This is a genomic window from Paraburkholderia sp. JHI2823, assembly GCF_038900695.1.
In the GTDB taxonomy this organism is placed as follows: Bacteria; Pseudomonadota; Gammaproteobacteria; order Burkholderiales; family Burkholderiaceae; genus Paraburkholderia; species Paraburkholderia mimosarum.
Genome location: NZ_JAYMRY010000030.1, coordinates 39,131 through 59,161 on the forward strand (window position 1 = coordinate 39,131; position 20,031 = coordinate 59,161).

The following is a 20,031-nucleotide window of genomic DNA, read 5'->3' on the forward strand; positions in this document are numbered from 1 at the left end:
CGCATCAGACGAATCGCATCAAAGCGAAGCCGCCGCGCGTGCGGCCGTGTCGTAGAGCCCAGACGCATTGCGCATGAGCTGCGCGGCGTCGCCGATCTGCTGGTTCGTGAGGCCGCTTTCCTTGAGCGTCGCAATGAGGCAGCTCTCGCGCACGTCGCGATAGCGCAGGCACAGCGCCTGGCCTTCCGGCGTGACCGAAAAGAACACTTCCTTGCCGGTCTTTTCGCTTTTTACATACCCTCTGGAAACAAGCTTCTTCAACGCGTACGTGGCCACGTGCGTGTCCTCGATGTTGAGCACGAAGCAGATATCCGCGAGCTTCTTGCGGCGCTCGCGATGGCCGACGTGATGAAGCAGCGACACCTCGATCGGCGTCATGTCCTTCACGCCCGCCGCCGACATGCAACGCACCATCCAGCGGTTGAACGCGTTGCTCGCCATGATGAGCGCGTACTCGAACTCGGAAAGCTCGGCGCTCGACTCGGAGACGAGATGTTCGGACGAAACGATCTTGGTCGGCTGGCGCGACATGGCAGATAACCCGGTAGTCGGTGGTCGATGAGTCAAAGCGGTGTGCGTGAGTGTAATTGCAGGGCGTTCCGCATGCGCCTGGCGAAAACGCTTATTGATAATTTGTAGATAATTTATCGACAATGTACGCTATAAAGGAACGCCGCCGGCCGGCCACTGCCCTGCGCCGTTCTTTCGACCGGCCGAACCGCCCCCTGATCGATCCCGACATGCCGAATTCCGCTCCCCGCATCTTTCCTCTCGGTGACGAGGCGCTCGTCTGCGAAGCGCCGCCGCCCGCCACGCTCGACGTGCAGCGCCGCGTCTGGGCCGTCGCCGCGCTCGTGCGCGGCTGGGCGCCCGTGCGCGAAGTGGTGCCCGGCATGAACAACCTGACGATCACCTTCGACCCGCTCACCGCCAACGCCGCGGCGCTCGCCGGCGCGCTCAGGGACGCATGGCGCGACGCCGAAGACGCGCCCGAGGCGGGCCGCGAAGTCGAGATACCCGTGGTCTACGGCGGCGAGGAAGGTCCCGATCTGGAAGCGGTCGCGCACCAGTGCGGGCTCGCAGCGGCCGACGTCGCCGCGCGCCATGCCGCAGGCGCTTATACGGTGTTCTTCCTCGGCTTCCAGCCGGGCTTCGCGTATCTCGGCGGCCTCGAACCCGCGCTGCACGCGCCGCGGCGGCGCGAGCCGCGTCTTGCCGTCCCGGCGGGCTCGGTGGGCATCGGCGGGGAGCAGACGGGCATCTACCCGGCCGCCTCGCCGGGCGGCTGGCAACTGATCGGCCGCACCGCGCTCAAGCTTTTCGACCCCGCGCGCAATCCGCCCACGCTGCTCATGCCCGGCGACCGCGTGCGCTTCACCATCGCGGAGCTGCACGCATGATCGAAGTCCTGCGCGCGGGCCTGCTCACCACGGTCCAGGATCTCGGCCGCCCCGGCTACCGGCATCTGGGCGTCGCCAGCGGCGGCGCGCTCGATGCGCTCTCGCTCGAAGTGGGCAATCGCCTCGTCGGCAACCGGCCCGACGCGGCCGGCATCGAAATCACCTTCGGCCCCGTCGCGCTGCGCTTCGCGCGCGCCACGCGCATCGCCATCACCGGCACCGACTTCGGCGCCACGCTGGGCGCGCGCCCCGTCTGGTCGTGGTGGAGCCTGCCCGTGGCCGCGGGCGAGGAACTGGTGCTCAACGGCGCGAAGCGCGGCATGCGCGCCTATGTGTGCGTGGCGGGCGGCATCGACGTATTGCCCATGCTCGGCTCGCGCAGCACCGATCTCGCAGCGGGCTTCGGCGGCCTCGCGGGCCGTGCGCTCAAGGACGGCGACCGCCTCGCCACGGGCGCCTCGTTCGCGCCGGGCCGCGATCGCGCCGCGCTCGATCCGCGCGCGCCGGCCTTCGGCGTGAAGGCGCCCGTGTGGTGCAACTTCGCGCTGGTGGACGAACCGCATCACCGGCGCGGCCGCCACCCGGACGGCATGGCCTGGGCCGTGCCCGTGCGCGTGCTGCGCGGCCCCGAGTACGACAGCTTCACGGCCGAGGCGCAGCGCACGCTCTGGTCCGACGAATGGCAGGTCACGCCCAACAGCAACCGCATGGGCTTTCGGCTTGCGGGCACGCCGCTCGCGCGCACGAGCGGCGCGGACCTGCTTTCGCACGCCGTGCTGCCCGGCACGATCCAGGTGCCGCCGAGCGGCCAGCCCATCGTCCTGATGGCCGATGCGCAGACCACGGGCGGCTACCCCAAAATCGGCTCCGTGATTCGCGCCGATCTCTGGAAGCTGGCGCAAGTGCGTCTGAGCGCGGGCGTGCGCTTCGTGGAGGCGACGCCAGCCGCCGCGCGCGCCGCGCTGGAAGAGGAACGGGCGTATCTGCGGCAGATCGACGCCGCGATCGCCATGCACGACGAGCGCTACGCGAGCCGCCGCGCGAGCGCGGCCGCCGGCGCGTGATTGATGCCCCATCCGTAGCAAGCGCAGTAAGAGGAACACCATGACCACCATCGATCTGAACGCCGATCTCGGCGAAGGCTGCGGCTCCGACGAGGCGCTGCTCGACCTCGTGAGCTCCGCCAACATCGCGTGCGGCTGGCACGCGGGCGGCGCCAATGCGATGCGCGAATGCGTGCGCTGGGCCGTGGAAAAAGGCGTGTCGATCGGCGCGCACCCGAGCTTCAACGACCCCGAGAACTTCGGCCGCAAGGAGATGAACCTGCCGGCCGAGGAAATCTACGCGGGCGTGCTCTATCAACTGGGCGCGCTCTCCGCGATTGCCCAGGCCGAAGGCGGCCGCATTGCCCACGTGAAGCCGCATGGCGCGCTCTACAACCAGGCCGCGCGCGACCCCCGGATCGCCGAGGCGATCGTTTCCGCCGTGCACGACTTCGATCCCTCGGTGACCGTGTTCGCGCTCGCGGGCAGCGGGCTCGTCACGGCGGCACGCGAGGCGGGGCTCGTGGCGGTGGAAGAAGTGTTCGCGGACCGCGGCTATCGCGCGGACGGCTCGCTCGTGCCGCGCAGCGAGCCCGGCGCGCTGCTCGACGACGAAGACACGGTGCTCGCGCGCACGCTCGCGATGATCCGCGAGCAGCGCGTGCAGGCCGTCGACGGCGCCTGGGTGGCGCTCAATGCGCAGACCATTTGCCTGCACGGGGACGGCCCGCATGCGCTCGCGTTCGCGCGGCGCATCCGCACGGCGCTCGACGAAGCCGGTATCGGCGTGCACCCCGCGGGGGCGGGCGAAGTCTGACGCTCGCTCGCGCCCATACACTGGAACGCGCGGCATGGCCGCGCGTCAGTCGAGCCGCATCGCAGAAGCTTTTCGCAAGGCAAACCTTCGGGTAGCCGAGGCTTGCCAGGCATAGTCATACCAAGCAGGTTCGTAGTAGTCCGAACGGCCGTCAGAGCCGCGAAGTCAGAGCCGCGACCCGCGGCAAACCACGACAAGCCAATACGTTTGGAGATCCACATGCAGAGCACCGTCAACCTATGGCCGCTAATCGGCGTGGCCGTCATCATCGCGGGCTTCCTGTTGCGCTTCAATCCGATGCTGATCGTCGCCGCGGCGGCCGTCGTCACCGGTTTCGCCGCGGGCTTCGAGCCCGGCAAGATCCTCGCCGCCATCGGCACCGGCTTCATCAAGACCCGCAACATCCCGCTCATCATCCTGCTGCCGCTCGCCGTGATCGGCCTGCTGGAGCGCCACGGCCTGCGCGAGCGCGCGCAGATCTGGATCGGCAGCATCAAGGCCGCGACCGCGGGGCGCCTTCTCATCGTCTATCTGCTCGTGCGCGAGCTCACGGCGGCAGTCGGCTTGACGGGCCTCGGCGGCCATCCGCAGATGGTGCGTCCGCTCATCGCCCCCATGGCCGAAGGCGCCACCGAAAACCGCTTCGGCAAGATTTCCGACGCCGTGCGCTACAAGCTGCGCGCGTACTCGGCCGCCACCGACAATGTCGGCCTCTTCTTCGGCGAGGACATCTTCGTGGCGTTCGGCGCAATCGTGCTGATGGTCACGCTGCTCAAGGAAGCGGGCGTCTCCGTCGAGCCGATCCACGTGGCGTTCTGGGGCATCCCCACGGCGATCTGCGCGTTCGTGATACACGGCACGCGGCTCTGGCTGCTCGATCGCAAGCTCGAACGCGAGCTGGGCGGCGCGCGCAAGCCAGCCGGCAACGGCAGCGCGGTGGCCTCCGCGACCCGCCCGGGAGACGAAGCATGACGCTCACACTCAACTGGCTCTTCTGGCTGGTCGGCATCGTTCTGCTGATCGTGGGCGGCATGATCGCCGTGGATCGCGCGCATCCGCGCCGCTTCACGGCGGGTGGCTTCTGGCTGCTCTACGCGCTCATCTTTCTGACTGGCGACCGGCTGCCCGCCCAAGTCGTGGGCGTACTCGTGCTGGCCATGGCGCTCATTGCGGGCTGCGGCGGTGTGACGGCCGCGAAACCCAAGGTGCTCGCGCTCGAGACGCGCATGGCGAGCGCGAAGCGGCTGGGCAACAAGCTCTTCGTCCCGGCACTCACGATTCCCGTCATCACCGTCGCACTCACGCTCGCGGCGAGCCACCTCGTCTTCGGCGGCACGCCGCTCATCGACCCCAAGAACGTCACGCTGATCGGCTTCGGCGCTGGCTGCGTGATCGCGCTCGTGATCGCGTGCATCATCACGCGCGACAGCGTCGGCCAGTCGATGCAGGAAACGCGCCGCCTCGTCGACGCGCTCTCGTGGGCCGCCGTGCTGCCGCAAATGCTCGGCATGCTCGGCCTCGTGTTCTCGGACGCGGGCGTGGGCAAGGCAGTCGCGCACATCACGACGTCCTGGATCAACATGGACGTGCGCTTCGTCGCCGTGGTGGTGTATTGCGTCGGCATGGCGCTCTTCACCATCATCATGGGCAACGGCTTTGCGGCGTTTCCGGTAATGACGGGCGGCGTGGGCGTGCCGGTGCTGGTGGGCGTGTTCCACGTCAATCCGGCGATGATGGCCGCCATCGGCATGTTTTCGGGCTACTGCGGCACGCTCATGACGCCGATGGCCGCGAACTTCAACATGGTGCCCGCGGCGCTGCTGGAACTGCCCGACAAGAACGCGGTGATCCGCGTGCAGGTGCCCACGGCGCTGGGCATACTCGCGGCCAATATCGTGCTGCTGAACGTGTTCGGGTTTTGACGCGCGCGCCCGGTCGCGAAACAGGACGAAAAAGCCGGTGCGAGCCGGCTTTTTTACTGCAATCAAGGCAACGGTGATTGGGCAACGAAGCCGCGTCGAGCGTCCCTGCCGAGGCTCGACCAAGCGTGTTCGCGCCAGCGCGAACGCCTCGCGTCAGGAACGCAGGGTATCTGCCCTTCAGCCCGGCTCGACCGTGAAGCCGCGCTGGCGCAGCAGTTCGAGCACGCCCCTCGGGCCGCCCAGGTGAAGCGCGCCGACCGCCACGAAGAGCGGCTTGTTGGGCGCCACGTATTGCTGCATGCGCGAAACGAAGCGCCGGTTGCGCTCGTAGACGATGCGGTTGTCGACCGATGCCGCCACGCGCGCATCGTGCGAGAGCTTTTCGGTACGCGCCGAATCCCACGCGGCGATCGCGTCGGCGTCGCCCACGCGCCACAGGTGCAGGAGCGTCTGGACGTCGGCGACGTTTTGCGCCGACGTCTGCGCGAGATCCTGCGCGAGCATTTCGCGTTGCTGCGCGAGGCTCAGGTTCGTGAAGGTGCGCATCTGCTCGGCGAGCGTCTCCAGTCCGACGATGCGGCGGTCCTTCCAGCGCAGGAACACGTTCTGCAATTGCGCCTCGGTGCCGTACTCGGTCTGCAGGCCGGCGCTCAGCGAATCGTAGGTCTCCACGAGCAGCGAGGCGAGCCACGGCCGCATCTTGCGGATCTCGGCGAGCGCTTCGGGATTGCCGCGCAGGCGCGCCGCCAGTTTCTGCCAGAGCGGATCGGGCAAGAGACCCGGCAGGCAGGGCCGCCGGCAGACGCCATATTTCGAGACGTCGTCCTGGGAAACGAGCAGATCGTCGGGGGAAAGCTCCAGCGCGAGAATGGGCGAGGCGGCGAGCGCCGCGAGAATCTGCGGACGAAACGGCTGGCCCGGCGGATAGTCGGCGGGGTCGCCCACGTGCAGCGTGCCGAGCAGATAGAGGGTGAGATTGCCGCGCGTGGCGACGTAGAACGGCATGCGCGCCGGTTGCGTGCGCACCGGGCCGCCAGCCGTCGTGCCCGAGGCATAGCTCGGCACGGCGGGCGCGGCGTGAAAGCCGGGAATGCCGCCGCTCGAGCCACGCGGTACGGGCACGGCAGGGCGCACGCCCGGCGTATGGGCGGCGGCACCCGCGGCTAAGGCGACGCCAGGCAATGCCGCCAGGGCGCTGCATGCGAGCGCCAGCACGAGCGCCGCGCTCGGCGCCATCCTCAGCAACGCACGGAACGCCACACTAAAAGGCACGCCACAAGCCAAACCGAATGTCACCCGACGAGCCGCGCGCCGCCCCGCAAACACGGCGAGAGCAGCCAGCGCGACGGTAGATAAAGCGGTGAAAAAAACGGTGGAAAAAACAACGAAAAAGGCGGCGCGACGGCCGCCCCACAGCAGGCGGCGCGCAAACATAAAACGACGCGCCGCCGTCGCTTCAGGCCGGCATGGGCCGCCCATCCTCTTCCCCCACCTCCTCTGCACGATGGCAGGATACCTGACGGCCATCGACTTCGCGAAGTGCGGGGACTTCCTTACGACATCTCTCGATCGCGTATGGACACCGTTGATGGAACGTGCAACCAGATGGCGGATTGAGCGGCGAAGGCAATTCGCCCTCGAGCTTGATCTTCACGCGGCGATCCCCTTCGAAGATCGCGGGCGTGGCCGAGAGCAGCGAGCGCGTGTACGGATGGCGCGGACGCGAGATCACCGTGTGCTTGTCGCCGAGTTCCGCCACGCCGCCCAGGTACATGACCATCACGTCGTCGGCGATGTGCTCGACCACGGCCAGGTTGTGCGAAATGAACACGTAGCTCGTGCGGAACTGCTCCTGCAAGTCCATGAACAGATTGAGGATCTGCGCCTGGATCGAGACATCGAGCGCGGAGACCGGCTCGTCGGCCACGACGATCTGCGGGTCGAGGATCATCGCGCGCGCGATCGCCACGCGCTGGCGCTGGCCGCCCGAAAACATGTGCGGATAGCGCTTGGCGTGCTCGGGACGCAGGCCCACGATGCGCATCATGTGCGCGATGCGGTCCGCGCGCTCGCTGGCCGTGAGCCGCGTGTTGATCGCGAGCGGCTCGCCGAGCGTCTGCTCCACGGTCTTGCGCGGGTTGAGCGAGGCGAACGGGTTCTGGAACACCATCTGTACGCGGCGGCGCAGCGCGGCGATCTTCGCGGTGTTGGCGTGCGCAACGTCTTCGCCGTCGATGGTGAGCTTGCCCGAAGTGGGCGGCTCGATCATCGTGAGCTGGCGCGCGAGCGTCGATTTGCCGCAGCCCGACTCGCCCACCACGGCGAGCGTGCGCCCGCGCGTGAGCGAAAACGACACGCCGTTGAGCGCCTTCACGGTGCCCGAGCCGAACATGCCGCGCTTGACGGTGTAGTGCTTCTTGAGATCTTCCGCGACGAGAACCTTGTCTTCCTTGTGGTCCTCATGAGCCGCGTGTTGCTGGACTGCGTTCATCGCGCGCCTCCTTGGGAAAGATTCACCGCCGCGTTCAGCGGCTTGATGCAGCGCACTTGCGCGTAGCCGCTCTCATCCGCCACCGCGTCGAGCGCGGGGCGCGCCTTCATGCAGTCGTCCACCACGTATTTGCAGCGCGGCGCGAAAAGACAACCGCCCGGCCGGTCGTCGCGTCCGGGCACCATGCCGGGCAGCGCGGCAAGCCGCATCGCCCCCTTGTTGTGCTCGGGAATGGCGGCGAGCAGCGCCTCCGTGTACGGATGATGCGGACGCGAGAAGATATCGGGCACGCGGTTCGTCTCGATGATCTCGCCCGCGTACATCACGGCCACGCGCTGCGCGACTTCCGAAACCACGGCCAGATCGTGCGAAATCAGCACGAGCGCCATGCCGCGCTCCTTCTGCAGGCGCACGAGCAGCTCCATGATCTGCGCCTGGATCGTCACGTCGAGCGCCGTGGTGGGCTCGTCGGCGATCAGCAGCTTCGGGTTGCAGGCCACGGCCATCGCGATCATCACGCGCTGGTTCATGCCGCCCGACATCTGGTGCGGAAAGTTGTCGATGCGGTTCTTCGCGTCGGGAATGCCGACCTGATCGAGCAGCTCCAGGGCGCGCGCGTGCAGCGCGGCGCCGCGCAAGCCTTCGTGCAGCTTCAGCACTTCCTTGATCTGATAGCCGACCGTGTAGCTCGGGTTCAGGCTCGTGAGCGCGTCCTGGAACACCATCGCGATGTCCTTGCCGACGATGCTGCGGCGCTCCTTGCCCGTGGCGTTGAGCAGATCCCGTCCGTCGAACGTGATCGAGTCGGCGCTCACCTTGCCGGGGGCGTCGATGAGGCCCATGAGCGCCATCATCGTCACGCTCTTGCCCGAGCCCGATTCGCCGACGATGCCGAGCACTTCGCCCGGCCCCACCGAGAGATTCACGCGGTCCACGGCGGGCAGGCCGTTGAAGTCCACCGCCAGGTTGCGGATAGTTAGCAGTTCTGTGGTCATGTTCATGCCATCCGCTTGAGCTTGGGATCGAGTGCGTCGCGCAGCCCGTCGCCGAGCAGGTTGATCGCGAGCACCGAAATGAGGATGGACAGACCGGGCATCGTGACGATCCACCATGCGCTGTCGATATAGTCGCGCGCCGAGGCGAGCATGGCGCCCCACTCCGCCCTCGGCGGCTGCACGCCGAGGCCGAGGAAGCCGAGCGCGGCGGCGTCGAGAATCGCCGAGGAAAAGCCGAGCGTCGCCTGCACGATGAGCGGCGCCGTGCAGTTGGGCAGCACCTGCGAGAACATCAGGCGCAGCGTGCCGGCGCCGGCCACGCGCGAGGCGGTCACGTATTCCTTGTGCAGTTCGCCCAAAGCCGAGCCGCGCGTGAGACGCACGTAGCCGGGCAGCGCCACGATCGCGATCGCGAGCATGGTGTTCGTGAGACCCGGGCCGATGATCGCGACCACGGCCACGGCGAGCAGCAGCGAAGGCAGCGCGAGCAGCACGTCCATGAGACGCATGATCGGCGTGTCGGCCCACTTCTCGAAGAACGCGGCCACGAGCCCGAGCACGATGCCCGGAATCAGCGCGAGCACGACCGAAACGCAGCCGATCCACAGCGAGAGCCGCGCGCCGTACATGAGACGCGAGAGGATGTCGCGGCCCGCTTCGTCGGTGCCGAGAATGAACTTCCAGTTGCCGCCGTCGAGCCACGCGGGCGGAATCTTCACGGAATCGCGGTATTGCTCGATGGGGCTGTGCGGCGCGATCAGCGGCGCGAAGATCGCGACGAAGATGAGCACGAGCACGATCACGCCGGCGCTCACGGCGCCCTTGTTGCGCGAGAAGTTCGCCCAGAATTCGCGCAGCACGAGCGCGCGGCCCGAAGGCGGCGTGACGGCGCGAGGCACGGTGTTCTGAATGTCAGCCATCATGCCTCCTGGTCGCGGTTGGGGTGTTGGGGGGTGTGCATGTTCATGGCTCGCTTACCTCGTATGTCGAATGCGCGGGTTGAGCACGCCGTACAGCAGATCGACGAACAGGTTCACGACGATCACAAGCGTCGCGATCATGAGAATGCCGCCTTGCACCACTGGATAATCGCGCCGGCTGATCGCGTCGATCAGCCATTTGCCGATGCCGGGCCAGGAGAACAACGTTTCGGTGAGCACCGCGCCGGCGAGCAGCGTGCCGACCTGCAGACCGATCACGGTCACCACGGGAATGAGCGCATTGCGCAGCGCGTGCACGACGATCACGCGCAGGGGCGAGAGGCCCTTGGCGCGCGCGGTGCGGATGTAGTCCTCGCGCAGCACTTCGAGCATCGACGAGCGCGTCATGCGCGCGACCACGGCGAGCGGAATCGTGCCGAGCACGATCGCAGGCAGGATCAGATGGCTCAACGCGGACCGGAACGCGCCTTCGTCGGTGCCGGGCAGGAGCGAGTCGATCAGCATGAAGCCCGTGACGTGCGGAATGTCGAATTCCACGGCGATGCGCCCCGACACAGGCGTCCAGCCGAGCTTCGACGAGAACACCATGATGAGGATGAGCCCCCACCAGAAGATCGGCATGGAGTAGCCGGTGAGCGCGGTGCCCATTACGCCATGGTCGACGGCGGTGCCGCGCCTCAACGCCGCGAACACGCCGGCGGGCAAGCCGATCGCGAGCGCGAAGATGAGCGCGCAGATCGAGAGCTCGACGGTGGCGGGAAAGCGCGCGAGAAACTCGCCCATCACGCTCGTGTTGGTGATGATCGAGGTGCCGAGATTGCCGTGCACCGCGTGCCAGACGTAGTGCAGGTACTGCATCGGCAAGGGCTCGTCGAGCCCCAGGCGGTGCATCGCCTCGGCGTGCATTTGCGGATCGACGCCGCGCTCGCCCATCATCACTTCGATGGGATCGCCCGGAATCAGGTGAATGAGTGCGAACGCCAGAATGGTGATGCCGATGAACGTCGGAATCACCATGCCGATGCGGCGCAATACGAAGCGGAACATATGATGTTCCCCCAAAAAGCTTGAAATGAAACGCAACCGGCGACAGGGGCTCGTGACCCCGGTCGCCGGACCATTTTCCGCCGGTCCGGGCTGATCAGCGGACCGAGCGAAAAGTCTTACCCGATTATCCTTACTGCATGCCCACGCCGTCGAAGCGCGCGTAGCCGAGCGGTTCGATGCGCATGTCGGTCACCTTCTTGCTGACCGGCTGATAGACGGTCGAGTGGGCGATCGGCGAGAACGGCAGTTGCTGGGCGAAGATATGCTGCGCATCCTGGTAGAACTTCGTGCGCTGCGCGACTTCCGACGTCTGGCGGCCCTTCTGGACCAGTTCGTCGAAGGGCTTGTAGCACCACTTGCCGAAGTTGTTGCCGTTCACGGCCTCGCAGCCGAGCAGCGTGCCGAGCCAGTTGTCGGGGTCGCCGTTGTCGCCCGTCCAGCCGATCAGCATCGAGTCGTCCTCGCCCGCGTGTGCACGCTTGATGTATTCGCCCCACTCATACGTGACGATCTTCGCCTTCACGCCGATCTTGGCCCAGTCGGCCTGGATCATCTCGGCCATCAGGCGTGCGTTCGGGTTGTAGGCGCGCTGCACGGGCATCGCCCACAGCGTGATCTCGAAGCCGTTCGACTGGCCGGCCTTGGCGAGCAGCGCCTTGGCCTTCTCCGGATCGTACGCATTCGCCGGCAGGTTCTTCACGAAGGACCACTGCGTGGGCGGCATCGGGTTGGTCGCGAGCTGGCCCGCGCCCTGGTACACCGAGTCGATGATCGCCTTCTTGTTGATCGCCATGTCGAGCGCGTGGCGCACATCGACGTTGTCGAGCGGCTTGTGCGTGACGTTGTACGACAGGTAGCCCAGGTTGAAGCCCGGCTGCGACGGCATCGCGATGTTCGGCTCGGCCTTCAGCGGCGCGATGTCGGCGGGACGCGGATAGCTCATCACCTGGCACTCGTCGCGCTTGATCTTCTGCACGCGCACGCTCGCGTCCGGCGTGATCGAGAAGATCAGCTTCGCGAGCTTCACGGCGCCCGGCTTCCAGTAGTCGGGATTGCCGTCGTAGCGGATCGTCGCGTCCTTCGTGTAGCTCTTGAAGATGAACGGACCCGTGCCGACCGGGTTCTGGTTGATGTCGGCGGCCTTGCCCGCCTTCAGCAGTTGATCGGCGTACTCAGCCGACAGGATCGAGGCGAATTCCATCGCCATGTTCTGGATGAACGGCGCGTTCGGCTCGTTCAGCGTGAACTTGACCGTGTACGGGTCGACCTTCTCGATCTTCGCGATCAGCTTGTCGAGGCCCATGTCCGTGAAGTACGGGAACGACACCGGGTACGCCTTGCGGAACGCATTGTTCGGATCGAGCATCCGCTCGAACGAGAACACGACGTCGTCGGCGTTGAATTCGCGCGTGGGCTTGAAGAACGACGTGGTCTGGAACTTCACGCCATGGCGCAGATGGAACGTGTAGGTCTTGCCATCCGCGGAAACGTCCCACGATTGCGCGAGGCCCGGCTCGACCTTGGTGCCGCCGCGCTCGAATTCGACGAGGCGGTTATACACGGTGAACGTGTTCGCGGTGAAGTCGGTGCCGGTCGTGTATTGGGCCGGGTCGAAGCCAGCGGGGCTGCCTTCCGAGCAGTAGACGAGCGTCTTGTTCGGAATGCTTTGCGCCGCGTGAGCGAGCGGCGCGCCGCCAATCGATGCCGCTGCGAGCGCCACGAGAGACGTCATTCGTGCCGCACGCAACAGTTTGTTTTGTTTCATGTTTCCTCCGGTTCAATGCCGGCTTGCGCCAGCGTAGCGCGATCTTACTTGAGCACGTGCCGCAGTCAAGCAACCAAAAGTCCCGTCGCTTGCGGAAAACGCCGGGTTGACAGGAGCAGCCGTTGCCGCATGCTGCGATGCAGCGTGCATTTGCCTGGTTTGGCTTGCTGGAACAGGACAATACCGCGCCGAATTGCCACGCGCTGCGCCGTCATGTACGCCGCTCGAATCGCGCTCTCAATAAAAAACCGCGCGGCCCGTTCGGGAACCGCGCGGTTTTTTTGCCGTCTGGCGACTTGCGCCGCCGGCGAGAGATCAAAACCCGAGCCGCTCGCAGATGGCCTTGGTCGCCGACGCCGCATTGAGCGTGTAGAAGTGCAGGCCCGGCACGCCCGCATCGACGAGACGGCGGCACAGGTCCGTCACCACGTCGAGGCCGAACGCGCGGATCGACTCGCGGTCGTCGCCAAAGCTTTCGAGGCGCTTGGCCACCCAGCGCGGCACTTCGGCGCCGCACATCTCGGAAAAACGCATGAGCTGCGTGTAGTTCGTGATCGGCATGATGCCGGGCACGACCGGAATATCCACGCCCAGCTTCTTCGCGTCTTCGACGAAGCGGAAATACGCGTCGGCATTGAAGAAGTACTGCGTGATCGCCGAATTGGCGCCCGCCTTCACCTTCTGGGCGAACGCTTCGAGGTCGTGGCGCGGCGAGCGCGCCTGCGGGTGGTACTCGGGATACGCGGCCACTTCGATATGGAAAGCGTCGCCGGTTTCCTCGCGGATGAAGGCGACGAGTTCCGACGCGTAGCGCAGTTCGCCCACCGCGCCCATGCCCGAGGGCAGGTCGCCGCGCAGCGCCACGATATGGCGGATGCCGTGCGAGCGGTATTCGCCGAGAATCGCGCGCAGGCTCTCTTTCGAGGAGCCGATGCACGAGAGGTGGGGCGCCGCTTCGATGCCGTCCTTCGCGATATCGACGACGGTATCGAGCGTGCCCTGCTGGGTCGAGCCGCCCGCGCCGAACGTCACCGAGAAGAACTTCGGCTTGAGCGTCGCGAGCTGGGCGCGCGTGGCGCGCAGCTTCTCGACGCCGTCCGGCGTCTTCGGCGGGAAGAATTCGAATGAAAGTTCGATCGGTTTCATGTTGATGAGGCCGTAAAGGCCTTGGCTAGCGTCAGCCGAGGCTGCGGTTGCCGAAAATCAGCGCCGAGAGCAGCCACGACACGATGCTGTACAGGATCGAGCCGAAGAATGCCGACCAGAAGCCCGATACCTCGAAGCCCTTCAGGAGCGATGCGGCGAGCCAGAAGCACAGCGCGTTCACCACGAGGATGAAGAGGCCGAGCGTGAGGATCGTCACGGGCAGCGTGAGCACGATCAGGAGCGGGCGCAGCACGGCGTTGATGAGGCCGAGCACGATCGCGACGATGAGCGCGGTGCCGAAGCTGCGAATGTGGATCGACGGAACGAGCCAGGTGATGATCAGGAGCGCGAGCGCGTTGATCAGCCAGGTCAGCAGCACGGTCATAAGGACTCCTTTTGCATCGTTGCTTTTATGTCGGCAGGGCCGGCGGCGGATGCCGCCCGCGGTCCGCACGCACGTTGCGTGCGCAGGGATTGGGGTCAGCATCCGCCCGATCGCTTAAACGGTCCTTAAGCCTGTTAATAGCGATAGTGGTTCGGCTTGAACGGACCGTTCTTGTCGACGCCGATGTACGCAGCCTGGTCGTCGGACAGCACGGTCAGGTTCGCGCCGATGCGCGCGAGGTGCAGGCGCGCGACCTTCTCGTCCAGATGCTTGGGCAGCACGTACACCTTGTTCTCGTACTTCTTGCCTTCCACGAACAGTTCGATCTGCGCGAGCGTCTGGTTCGTGAACGAGTTCGACATCACGAACGACGGGTGGCCCGTGGCGCAGCCCAGGTTCACGAGGCGGCCTTCGGCCAGCAGGATCACGCGCTTGCCGTCCGGGAAAATGATGTGGTCGACTTGCGGCTTGATGTTGTCCCACTGGTACTGGCGCGTGGAAGCGACGTCGATTTCCGAATCGAAGTGGCCGATGTTGCAGACGATGGCGTTGTGGCGCATCGCCTTCATGTGGTCATGGCCGATCACGTGGTAGTTGCCCGTTGCCGTCACGAAGATGTCGGCCTTGTCGGCGGCGTATTCCATCGTCACGACGCGGTAGCCTTCCATCGCCGCCTGCAGCGCGCAGATCGGATCGATTTCCGTGACCCACACGGTCGCGCCGAGACCGCGCAGCGACTGCGCGCAGCCCTTGCCCACGTCGCCGTAGCCGGCAACGACCGCGATCTTGCCCGCGATCATCACGTCGGTCGCGCGCTTGATGCCGTCGACGAGCGACTCGCGGCAGCCGTACAGGTTGTCGAACTTCGACTTCGTGACCGAGTCGTTCACGTTGATGGCCGGGAACGGCAGGCGGCCGTCCTTTTCCATCTGGTACAGGCGGTGCACGCCGGTCGTGGTTTCTTCGGTCACGCCCTTGATCTGCGAGAGGCGCTTCGAGTACCACGTCGGGTCGATGTCGAGGTGCGCGGCGATCGACTTGTAGAGCGCGACTTCCTCTTCGTTCGTGGGCTTGGCGATGACCGAACGGTCCTTTTCGGCCTTCGAGCCGAGGATCAGCAGGAGCGTGGCGTCGCCGCCGTCGTCGAGGATCATGTTGGCGAACTCGCCGTTCGGCCATTCGAAGATGCGGTGCGAGAACTCCCAGTATTCGTCGAGCGATTCGCCCTTGAACGCGAACACCGGCGTGCCGCCCTGCGCGATGGCGGCGGCCGCGTGGTCCTGGGTCGAGAAGATGTTGCACGAGGCCCAGCGCACTTCGGCGCCGAGTGCCTTCAGGGTCTCGATCAGCACGCCCGTCTGGATCGTCATGTGCAGCGAGCCGGCAATGCGCGCGCCCTTGAGCGGCTGCTGCGCCTTGTACTCTTCGCGAATCTGCACGAGACCGGGCATTTCCGTCTCGGCGATGTCGAGCTCCTTGCGGCCCCAGCCGGCGAGCGACATATCGGCGACGACGAAATCGTTGGCTTGATCTTGCGGAACTGCGGCGTTCATCACGCCCTCCTTTCTAAAAGTGACTAGAAATTAAAGACGTGAGCGCCGTTTCAGTGCGGTCGATTCCGTGGGATTTCCGTGGATTGAACCGGATTGAAGCACTTTCGAGCCTGGCGGGTTAGAGAAAACCCGTCGCAACGCTCCTCGAAAGCGAGCCGAGATTGTAGCAAATCGGAATGGCCTCCGCGCGCAGGCGACTTGTGCTTTGGCGACGTGCGCGTCGGCGACACGCGCGTGTGCGACCTCTGCGTAGGCGACATGCGCGTTGGCGACATGCGCGTTGGCGACATGCGCGTCGGCGACATGCGCATTGGCGACATGCGCGTCGGCGATACGCGGGTAAGCGACGTCCGGGTACGCGATGAAGCGGGCGCGAGCGCGGCCGCCGCCCATCAAACCGGCAGGAACCCGAGCGCCGGCGCGAGCAGCACCATCACCACGCCCGCGATCATCATCGTGAGGCTCGCGACCACGCCCTCTTCGCTGCCCAGCTCGCGGGCCTTCGCCGTGCCCACGCCGTGGGCCGCCGCGCCAAAGAGCGCGCCCCGCGCGAGCCGCGTGCGCAGTGGCACGAGGCCGAGCACCAGCTCGCCGAACAGCATGCCGCACACGCCCGTGGCGATCACGAAGAGCGCCGTGAGGTCGCGCGGCGCGTGGATCTTGTCGGACACGGCCAGCGCGAACGGCGTGGAGATCGAGCGCGTCATGAGGCTGCGCTGCAACTCGGGAGACAGGTGCAGGAGCTTGGCCAGCGCAAGCGAACCGCCCACCGCCACGACGATGCCGACCGTCACGCCCACCGTGAGCGAGATCCAGTGGCGCCTGATGAGGTCGCGGTATTCGTAGATCGGCACCGCGAAGGCCACCGTGGCCGGGCCGAGCAGCCACATGAGCCAGCGCGTGTCCTGGAAGTAGACGGGGTAGGGAATATGGAGCGCGAGGACGAACACGCCGAGCACCACGGGCACCGCGACGAGCGGCGTGAGCCACGGCGCGCGAAAGCGCGCATAGAGCGCCTTCGAAGCGAAATAGAGCGCGACGGTCAGGATGAAGCAGACGGCGGCGATGAGCCGCGCGGCGTCGTCGGCGAAGAGCGACGAATAGAACGCGTTCATGATGCAGTCACCTTCATTGTCGATTCAGGCGCCTCACGCCTCAAGCCCGCGCCAGGTGGCGCGTGTTGCGCACGCGGCGCAGCGCGAGCCACCGCTCGAGGCGCGCGGCCTGCTCGACGGCGAACGCCACGGCCACCATCACCATCAGCGTGCCGCCCACCACGACGAGCGCGAGACGCCAGCCGTCGGCGCGAAAGAGGCCGCCGTACTTGACCGCCGCGACAGCGGCCGGGATGAAGAACAGCAGCATGTCGGAGAGCAGCCAGTCGGCGCCCGCCTTTACCCAGCGCGGCGTGACGCCGCCGCAGAGAAGCAGCGCTAGCAGCAGCACGAGGCCCACCACGCCGCCCGGCACCGGCAGATGCGTAACGCGCGTGAGCGCGTCGGCGGCATACCAGACGCCCGCCAGCAGCGCAGCCTGCGCCGCGATGCGCCCGATGCGCCGGCCGAGGCCCGCCACGCCATCCCCGTTGCGCGCGGCGCTTGCGGAGACTTTCGCGGTCGTGTTCGGAGTAGTCATGGCAAACCCTAAGTGACACTGGAATGGAAGTCAGTATAGGGTTCCACGCTCCATAAACATAATGACTTAGAATCATCAGTTACATTCCCTATTGGAATGCACCAACTCGGCACACCGCTGAGCGTTCCTCCTGCACATTTGTGGAGTCCCGATCTTGGAACTGCGCGCGCTTCGCTATTTCATCGAGGTGGTGCGGCAACAGAGTTTCACCGCCGCAGCCGAAAAACTGCATGTCACACAGCCGACCATCAGCAAGATGGTCAAGGCGCTCGAAGACGAGACGGGCACGCAGCTGCTCCTGCGCGACGCACGCCAGATGGTGCTGACCGACGCCGGGCGCATCGTCTACCAGCGCGGCCAGGACGTGCTCGCCGCGCAGGCGCAACTGGAGGCCGAGCTTGCCGACCTGGGCACGCTCGGGCGCGGCGAACTCACCATCGGCATTCCGCCGATGGGCGGCTCGCTCTTCACGCCCGCGATCGCGACGTTCCGCCAGCGCTATCCGAGAATCGAACTGAAGCTCTTCGAGCAGGGCTCACGGGCGATCGAGGCCGCGCTGATCTCGGGCGAACTGGAGCTGGGCGGCGTGCTGCTGCCCGTGGATCCCGCGCTCATCGACGTCTTGCCGATCTCGCACGAGCTGCTGTGGCTCGTGGCGCGGCGCGGCTCGCGCTGGGACAACAAGCTCGCGGTGCCGCTCGCGGAGCTGGCCGGCGAGCCGTTCGTGTTCTACGGCGAGAGCCTCGCGCTCAACGACGTCGTGCTCAACGCGTGCCGTACGGCCGGCTTCGTGCCGCAGGTGGTGGGGCGCAGCGGCCACTGGGACCTGATGGCGGCGCTCGTGCTGGCCGGCGTGGGCATCGCGCTGCTGCCCGCGCCGTATGTGCGCCGGCTCGACGCCGAGCGTTTCACCTGCCTGCCCGTGAGCGAGCCGCAGATCACCTGGGACATGGCGATCGGCTGGAAGCGCAGCGGCTATCTATCGCACGCGGCGCGCGCCTGGCTCGAAGTCGCGCGCGCGGAGTACGGCAAGCCATTCACGTTCCTCGACGACTTCGTGCATCCGCCGGGGCTGGAGAAGCGGCCGGGGGAATCGTCCTGAAGCCACGGCCGCGGAAAAGCAGAAAACGCGAGGCGGTGCATCAAACCACCACGCGCTGAAGTCCGGTATCGCTGGCATGTCTCGCGTGCGCGATGAAGTCGGCGGCGCGCTCGCCGATCATCACGGTCGGCGCATTCGTGTTGCCGCCGATGAGCGTCGGCATGACCGAGGCGTCGGCAATGCGCAGGCCCTCCACGCCGCGCACGCGTAATTGCGGATCGACCACCGAGCGTTCGTCGCCTCCCATGCGGCAAGTCGCTACGGGGTGATAGATCGTGTCGGCATGGCGGGCGATCGTCTCGCGCAGTTGCGCGTCGCTCTGGCCGGGATCGGTGTAAAGCTCGCTGCCGCCCAGTTGCGCGAGCGCGGGCGCGTCGAGGATGCGCCGGGCAATGCGTGCGCCATTGGCGAGCGCGTCGAGATCGCGAACATCGGATAGAAAGCGCGGGTCGATCACAGGCGCCACACGCGCGTCGGCGCTCGCGAGCGTGACGGTGCCGCGGCTCGCCGGGCGCAGCACGCACACGTGCAGCGAGTAGCCGTGGCCCCAGTGCAGGCGGCGGCTGTGATCGTCGACGAGCGCCGTGCAGAAGTGCAGTTGCAGGTCGGGCCGGTCGAGCTCCGGGCGGCTCTTCAGGAAGCCGCCCGCCTCCGCGACGTTCGTCGTGAGCATGCCGCGCCGCCCGACCAGATAGCGCACGAGGCCCGCGCTCATACGCGCCGCGCCGCGCAACGAGTAGCCCACGGTCTCGCTCGAATGCACGCGCTTGTTGAAGGTGAAATCGATGTGGTCGATCAGGTTGCGCCCGACGTCGGGCGCGTCGTGGCGCACGGGTATGCCGAGCGCGCGCAACTCGTCGGCGGGGCCGATGCCCGAGCACATCAGCAGCTGCGGCGAGTTGAAGGCGCCCGCCGCAAGGATCACCTCGGCGCGCGCCTCGAGCGTCTCGATCGCGCCGCCGCGCGCAAGCTCCACGCCGCTCGCGCGCGCCCCATCGAACGTCACGCGCAGCACCGTGGCGTTTGCGATCAGATGCAGGTTCGGCAGCTTGCGTGCGCGTGTCTCGTCGTATAGCCAGGCGCGCGCCACCGACCAGCGTTCGCCGCCGCGCTGCGTCACCTGATAGAAGCCGACGCCCTCCTGCTCCTCACCGTTGAAGTCGTCGTTGAGGCGAAAGCCTGCCTCGCACGCGGCGGCGACAAACCGTACCGCCACCGGATTGCGCTCGCGCAGGTCGGCCACGGCGAGCGGCCCGCCCGTGCCATGCCAGGCACTCGCGCCGCGCTCGTTGTCTTCGGCACGCAGGAAGTACGGCAGCACGTCGCGCCACGCCCAGCCCGTGCAGCCCAGTTGCGCCCATTCGTCGTAGTCGAGGGGATGGCCGCGCGTGTAGATCATCGCGTTGATGGCGCTCGAGCCGCCGAAGCCGCGGCCGCGCGGCTGGTAGCCGCGCCGGCCGGCGAGCCCCGGCTGCGGCACGGTCTCGTAGGCGTAGTTGTTTCGCGTGCGAAACGGCACGAGCGCCGCGACCCCGAGCGGCATCTTGACGAGCGGATTGCGCGCCGTGTGCGGCCCCGCTTCGACGAGCGCGATGCTCGCGTCAGGGCAGCGTTCGGCCAGGCGCCCGGCCAGCGAGGCGCCGCCCGAGCCGCCGCCTACGATGATGTAATCGTATTGCATCGTCTCCGGTCTCCTGTCGTGGCATGCTACATGCACGCTCGTTCGTTTCTGGCATTGATCGCGCATTGTAGGAATGCGTGCGGTACAGGGGCAGCGTTTATGTCAGAG

19 protein-coding genes and 1 riboswitch are annotated in these 20,031 nt (G+C 66.6%); of the genes, 6 read left to right on the forward strand and 13 right to left on the reverse strand.

The annotated features are described in order from the left end of the window. Positions 1-18: 18 nt before the first annotated feature. Positions 19-531, reverse strand: a complete 513-nt coding sequence (locus VSR34_RS26670; RefSeq protein ID WP_028212076.1) for a winged helix DNA-binding protein — start codon at positions 529-531, stop codon at positions 19-21. A 209-nt stretch (positions 532-740) separates the two neighbouring features. Here VSR34_RS26670 and pxpB point away from each other — a divergent pair, with 209 nt between their 5' ends. From pxpB to VSR34_RS26695, 5 genes are all read left to right on the forward strand, one after another. Beyond that, a complete protein-coding gene (gene pxpB / locus VSR34_RS26675; protein WP_036019022.1) occupies positions 741-1,400 on the forward strand; it encodes a 5-oxoprolinase subunit PxpB in 660 nt (219 codons plus the stop codon). Next, positions 1,397-2,464, forward strand: coding sequence for a biotin-dependent carboxyltransferase family protein (locus tag VSR34_RS26680; RefSeq protein ID WP_342964025.1), 1,068 nt, complete (start codon positions 1,397-1,399; stop codon positions 2,462-2,464). Before pxpB ends, VSR34_RS26680 begins: the two co-directional genes overlap by 4 nt. A 40-nt stretch (positions 2,465-2,504) precedes the next feature. Further along, positions 2,505-3,260 (forward strand): 5-oxoprolinase subunit PxpA, encoded by a 756-nt coding sequence (gene pxpA / locus VSR34_RS26685; RefSeq protein ID WP_342964026.1) that lies wholly within the window; start codon positions 2,505-2,507, stop codon positions 3,258-3,260. Between the two features lie 219 nt (positions 3,261-3,479). Continuing rightward, positions 3,480-4,232, forward strand: a complete 753-nt coding sequence (locus tag VSR34_RS26690) for a DUF969 domain-containing protein (protein WP_342964027.1) — start codon at positions 3,480-3,482, stop codon at positions 4,230-4,232. Further along, positions 4,229-5,182, forward strand: coding sequence for a DUF979 domain-containing protein (locus VSR34_RS26695; protein WP_342964028.1), 954 nt, complete (start codon positions 4,229-4,231; stop codon positions 5,180-5,182). The genes VSR34_RS26690 and VSR34_RS26695 overlap by 4 nt, the downstream gene beginning before the upstream one ends. A gap of 177 nt (positions 5,183-5,359) precedes the next feature. Here the strand turns inward: VSR34_RS26695 and VSR34_RS26700 are convergent, their stop codons facing one another. The 11 genes from VSR34_RS26700 to VSR34_RS26750 form a co-directional block, all read right to left on the reverse strand. After that, entirely contained in the window at positions 5,360-6,454 is a 1,095-nt protein-coding gene (locus VSR34_RS26700; protein ID WP_342964029.1) for a TraB/GumN family protein, read from the reverse strand. Between the two features lie 184 nt (positions 6,455-6,638). After that, positions 6,639-7,673, reverse strand: coding sequence for a peptide ABC transporter ATP-binding protein (locus VSR34_RS26705; protein WP_342964030.1), 1,035 nt, complete (start codon positions 7,671-7,673; stop codon positions 6,639-6,641). Beyond that, positions 7,670-8,668, reverse strand: a complete 999-nt coding sequence (locus tag VSR34_RS26710; RefSeq protein ID WP_028212068.1) for an ABC transporter ATP-binding protein — start codon at positions 8,666-8,668, stop codon at positions 7,670-7,672. Before VSR34_RS26710 ends, VSR34_RS26705 begins: the two co-directional genes overlap by 4 nt. A gap of 2 nt (positions 8,669-8,670) precedes the next feature. After that, a complete protein-coding gene (locus VSR34_RS26715; RefSeq protein WP_028212067.1) occupies positions 8,671-9,588 on the reverse strand; it encodes an ABC transporter permease subunit in 918 nt (305 codons plus the stop codon). 54 nt (positions 9,589-9,642) lie between these two features. Then, positions 9,643-10,656 carry an ABC transporter permease subunit gene (locus VSR34_RS26720; protein ID WP_028212066.1) on the reverse strand — a complete coding sequence of 338 codons (1,014 nt, stop codon included), beginning with the start codon at positions 10,654-10,656 and terminating at the stop codon, positions 9,643-9,645. Positions 10,657-10,786: 130 nt separating this feature from the next. Continuing rightward, complete coding sequence (locus tag VSR34_RS26725) at positions 10,787-12,421, reverse strand: ABC transporter substrate-binding protein (RefSeq protein ID WP_028231378.1); 1,635 nt, start codon at positions 12,419-12,421, stop codon at positions 10,787-10,789. Positions 12,422-12,736: 315 nt separating this feature from the next. Next, positions 12,737-13,567 (reverse strand): methylenetetrahydrofolate reductase [NAD(P)H], encoded by an 831-nt coding sequence (gene metF / locus VSR34_RS26730; protein WP_028212064.1) that lies wholly within the window; start codon positions 13,565-13,567, stop codon positions 12,737-12,739. A 31-nt stretch (positions 13,568-13,598) separates the two neighbouring features. Further along, the gene (locus tag VSR34_RS26735) at positions 13,599-13,952 is read right to left on the reverse strand and encodes a phage holin family protein (protein ID WP_028203399.1); all 354 of its coding nucleotides are present in this window, start codon (positions 13,950-13,952) and stop codon (positions 13,599-13,601) included. Positions 13,953-14,086: 134 nt separating this feature from the next. Next, entirely contained in the window at positions 14,087-15,505 is a 1,419-nt protein-coding gene (gene ahcY, locus VSR34_RS26740; protein ID WP_028212063.1) for an adenosylhomocysteinase, read from the reverse strand. A gap of 33 nt (positions 15,506-15,538) precedes the next feature. Next, positions 15,539-15,657, reverse strand: a riboswitch (S-adenosyl-L-homocysteine riboswitch). 240 nt (positions 15,658-15,897) lie between these two features. Then, the gene (locus VSR34_RS26745; protein ID WP_028212062.1) at positions 15,898-16,620 is read right to left on the reverse strand and encodes an LrgB family protein; all 723 of its coding nucleotides are present in this window, start codon (positions 16,618-16,620) and stop codon (positions 15,898-15,900) included. A gap of 40 nt (positions 16,621-16,660) precedes the next feature. Then, positions 16,661-17,140 carry a CidA/LrgA family protein gene (locus tag VSR34_RS26750; protein ID WP_028212061.1) on the reverse strand — a complete coding sequence of 160 codons (480 nt, stop codon included), beginning with the start codon at positions 17,138-17,140 and terminating at the stop codon, positions 16,661-16,663. Between the two features lie 154 nt (positions 17,141-17,294). Between VSR34_RS26750 and VSR34_RS26755 the strand changes: the two genes are divergently transcribed. After that, on the forward strand, positions 17,295-18,242 hold the full coding sequence (locus VSR34_RS26755) for a LysR family transcriptional regulator (RefSeq protein ID WP_028212060.1): 948 nt from the start codon (positions 17,295-17,297) through the stop codon (positions 18,240-18,242). 40 nt (positions 18,243-18,282) lie between these two features. On the opposite strand, the gene VSR34_RS26760 is transcribed toward VSR34_RS26755, so the two are convergent. Beyond that, complete coding sequence (locus VSR34_RS26760; RefSeq protein ID WP_342964031.1) at positions 18,283-19,923, reverse strand: GMC family oxidoreductase N-terminal domain-containing protein; 1,641 nt, start codon at positions 19,921-19,923, stop codon at positions 18,283-18,285. Between the last annotated feature and the right edge of the window lie 108 nt (positions 19,924-20,031).

What these genes read in the sequence shown, in the direction of transcription:
- pxpA (WP_342964026.1), top strand. Translation starts at nt 2,505, where the DNA reads ATGACCACCATCGATCTGAACGCCGATCTCGGCGAAGGCTGCGGCTCC.
- pxpB (WP_036019022.1), top strand. Translation starts at nt 741, where the DNA reads ATGCCGAATTCCGCTCCCCGCATCTTTCCTCTCGGTGACGAGGCGCTC.
- VSR34_RS26760 (WP_342964031.1), bottom strand. Translation starts at nt 19,923, where the DNA reads ATGCAATACGATTACATCATCGTAGGCGGCGGCTCGGGCGGCGCCTCG.
- VSR34_RS26690 (WP_342964027.1), top strand. Translation starts at nt 3,480, where the DNA reads ATGCAGAGCACCGTCAACCTATGGCCGCTAATCGGCGTGGCCGTCATC.
- VSR34_RS26710 (WP_028212068.1), bottom strand. Translation starts at nt 8,668, where the DNA reads ATGACCACAGAACTGCTAACTATCCGCAACCTGGCGGTGGACTTCAAC.
- VSR34_RS26750 (WP_028212061.1), bottom strand. Translation starts at nt 17,140, where the DNA reads ATGACTACTCCGAACACGACCGCGAAAGTCTCCGCAAGCGCCGCGCGC.
- VSR34_RS26670 (WP_028212076.1), bottom strand. Translation starts at nt 531, where the DNA reads ATGTCGCGCCAGCCGACCAAGATCGTTTCGTCCGAACATCTCGTCTCC.
- VSR34_RS26715 (WP_028212067.1), bottom strand. Translation starts at nt 9,588, where the DNA reads ATGGCTGACATTCAGAACACCGTGCCTCGCGCCGTCACGCCGCCTTCG.
- VSR34_RS26725 (WP_028231378.1), bottom strand. Translation starts at nt 12,421, where the DNA reads ATGAAACAAAACAAACTGTTGCGTGCGGCACGAATGACGTCTCTCGTG.
- VSR34_RS26745 (WP_028212062.1), bottom strand. Translation starts at nt 16,620, where the DNA reads ATGAACGCGTTCTATTCGTCGCTCTTCGCCGACGACGCCGCGCGGCTC.
- VSR34_RS26695 (WP_342964028.1), top strand. Translation starts at nt 4,229, where the DNA reads ATGACGCTCACACTCAACTGGCTCTTCTGGCTGGTCGGCATCGTTCTG.
- VSR34_RS26705 (WP_342964030.1), bottom strand. Translation starts at nt 7,673, where the DNA reads ATGAACGCAGTCCAGCAACACGCGGCTCATGAGGACCACAAGGAAGAC.
- VSR34_RS26720 (WP_028212066.1), bottom strand. Translation starts at nt 10,656, where the DNA reads ATGTTCCGCTTCGTATTGCGCCGCATCGGCATGGTGATTCCGACGTTC.
- VSR34_RS26680 (WP_342964025.1), top strand. Translation starts at nt 1,397, where the DNA reads ATGATCGAAGTCCTGCGCGCGGGCCTGCTCACCACGGTCCAGGATCTC.
- ahcY (WP_028212063.1), bottom strand. Translation starts at nt 15,505, where the DNA reads ATGAACGCCGCAGTTCCGCAAGATCAAGCCAACGATTTCGTCGTCGCC.
- VSR34_RS26735 (WP_028203399.1), bottom strand. Translation starts at nt 13,952, where the DNA reads ATGACCGTGCTGCTGACCTGGCTGATCAACGCGCTCGCGCTCCTGATC.
- metF (WP_028212064.1), bottom strand. Translation starts at nt 13,567, where the DNA reads ATGAAACCGATCGAACTTTCATTCGAATTCTTCCCGCCGAAGACGCCG.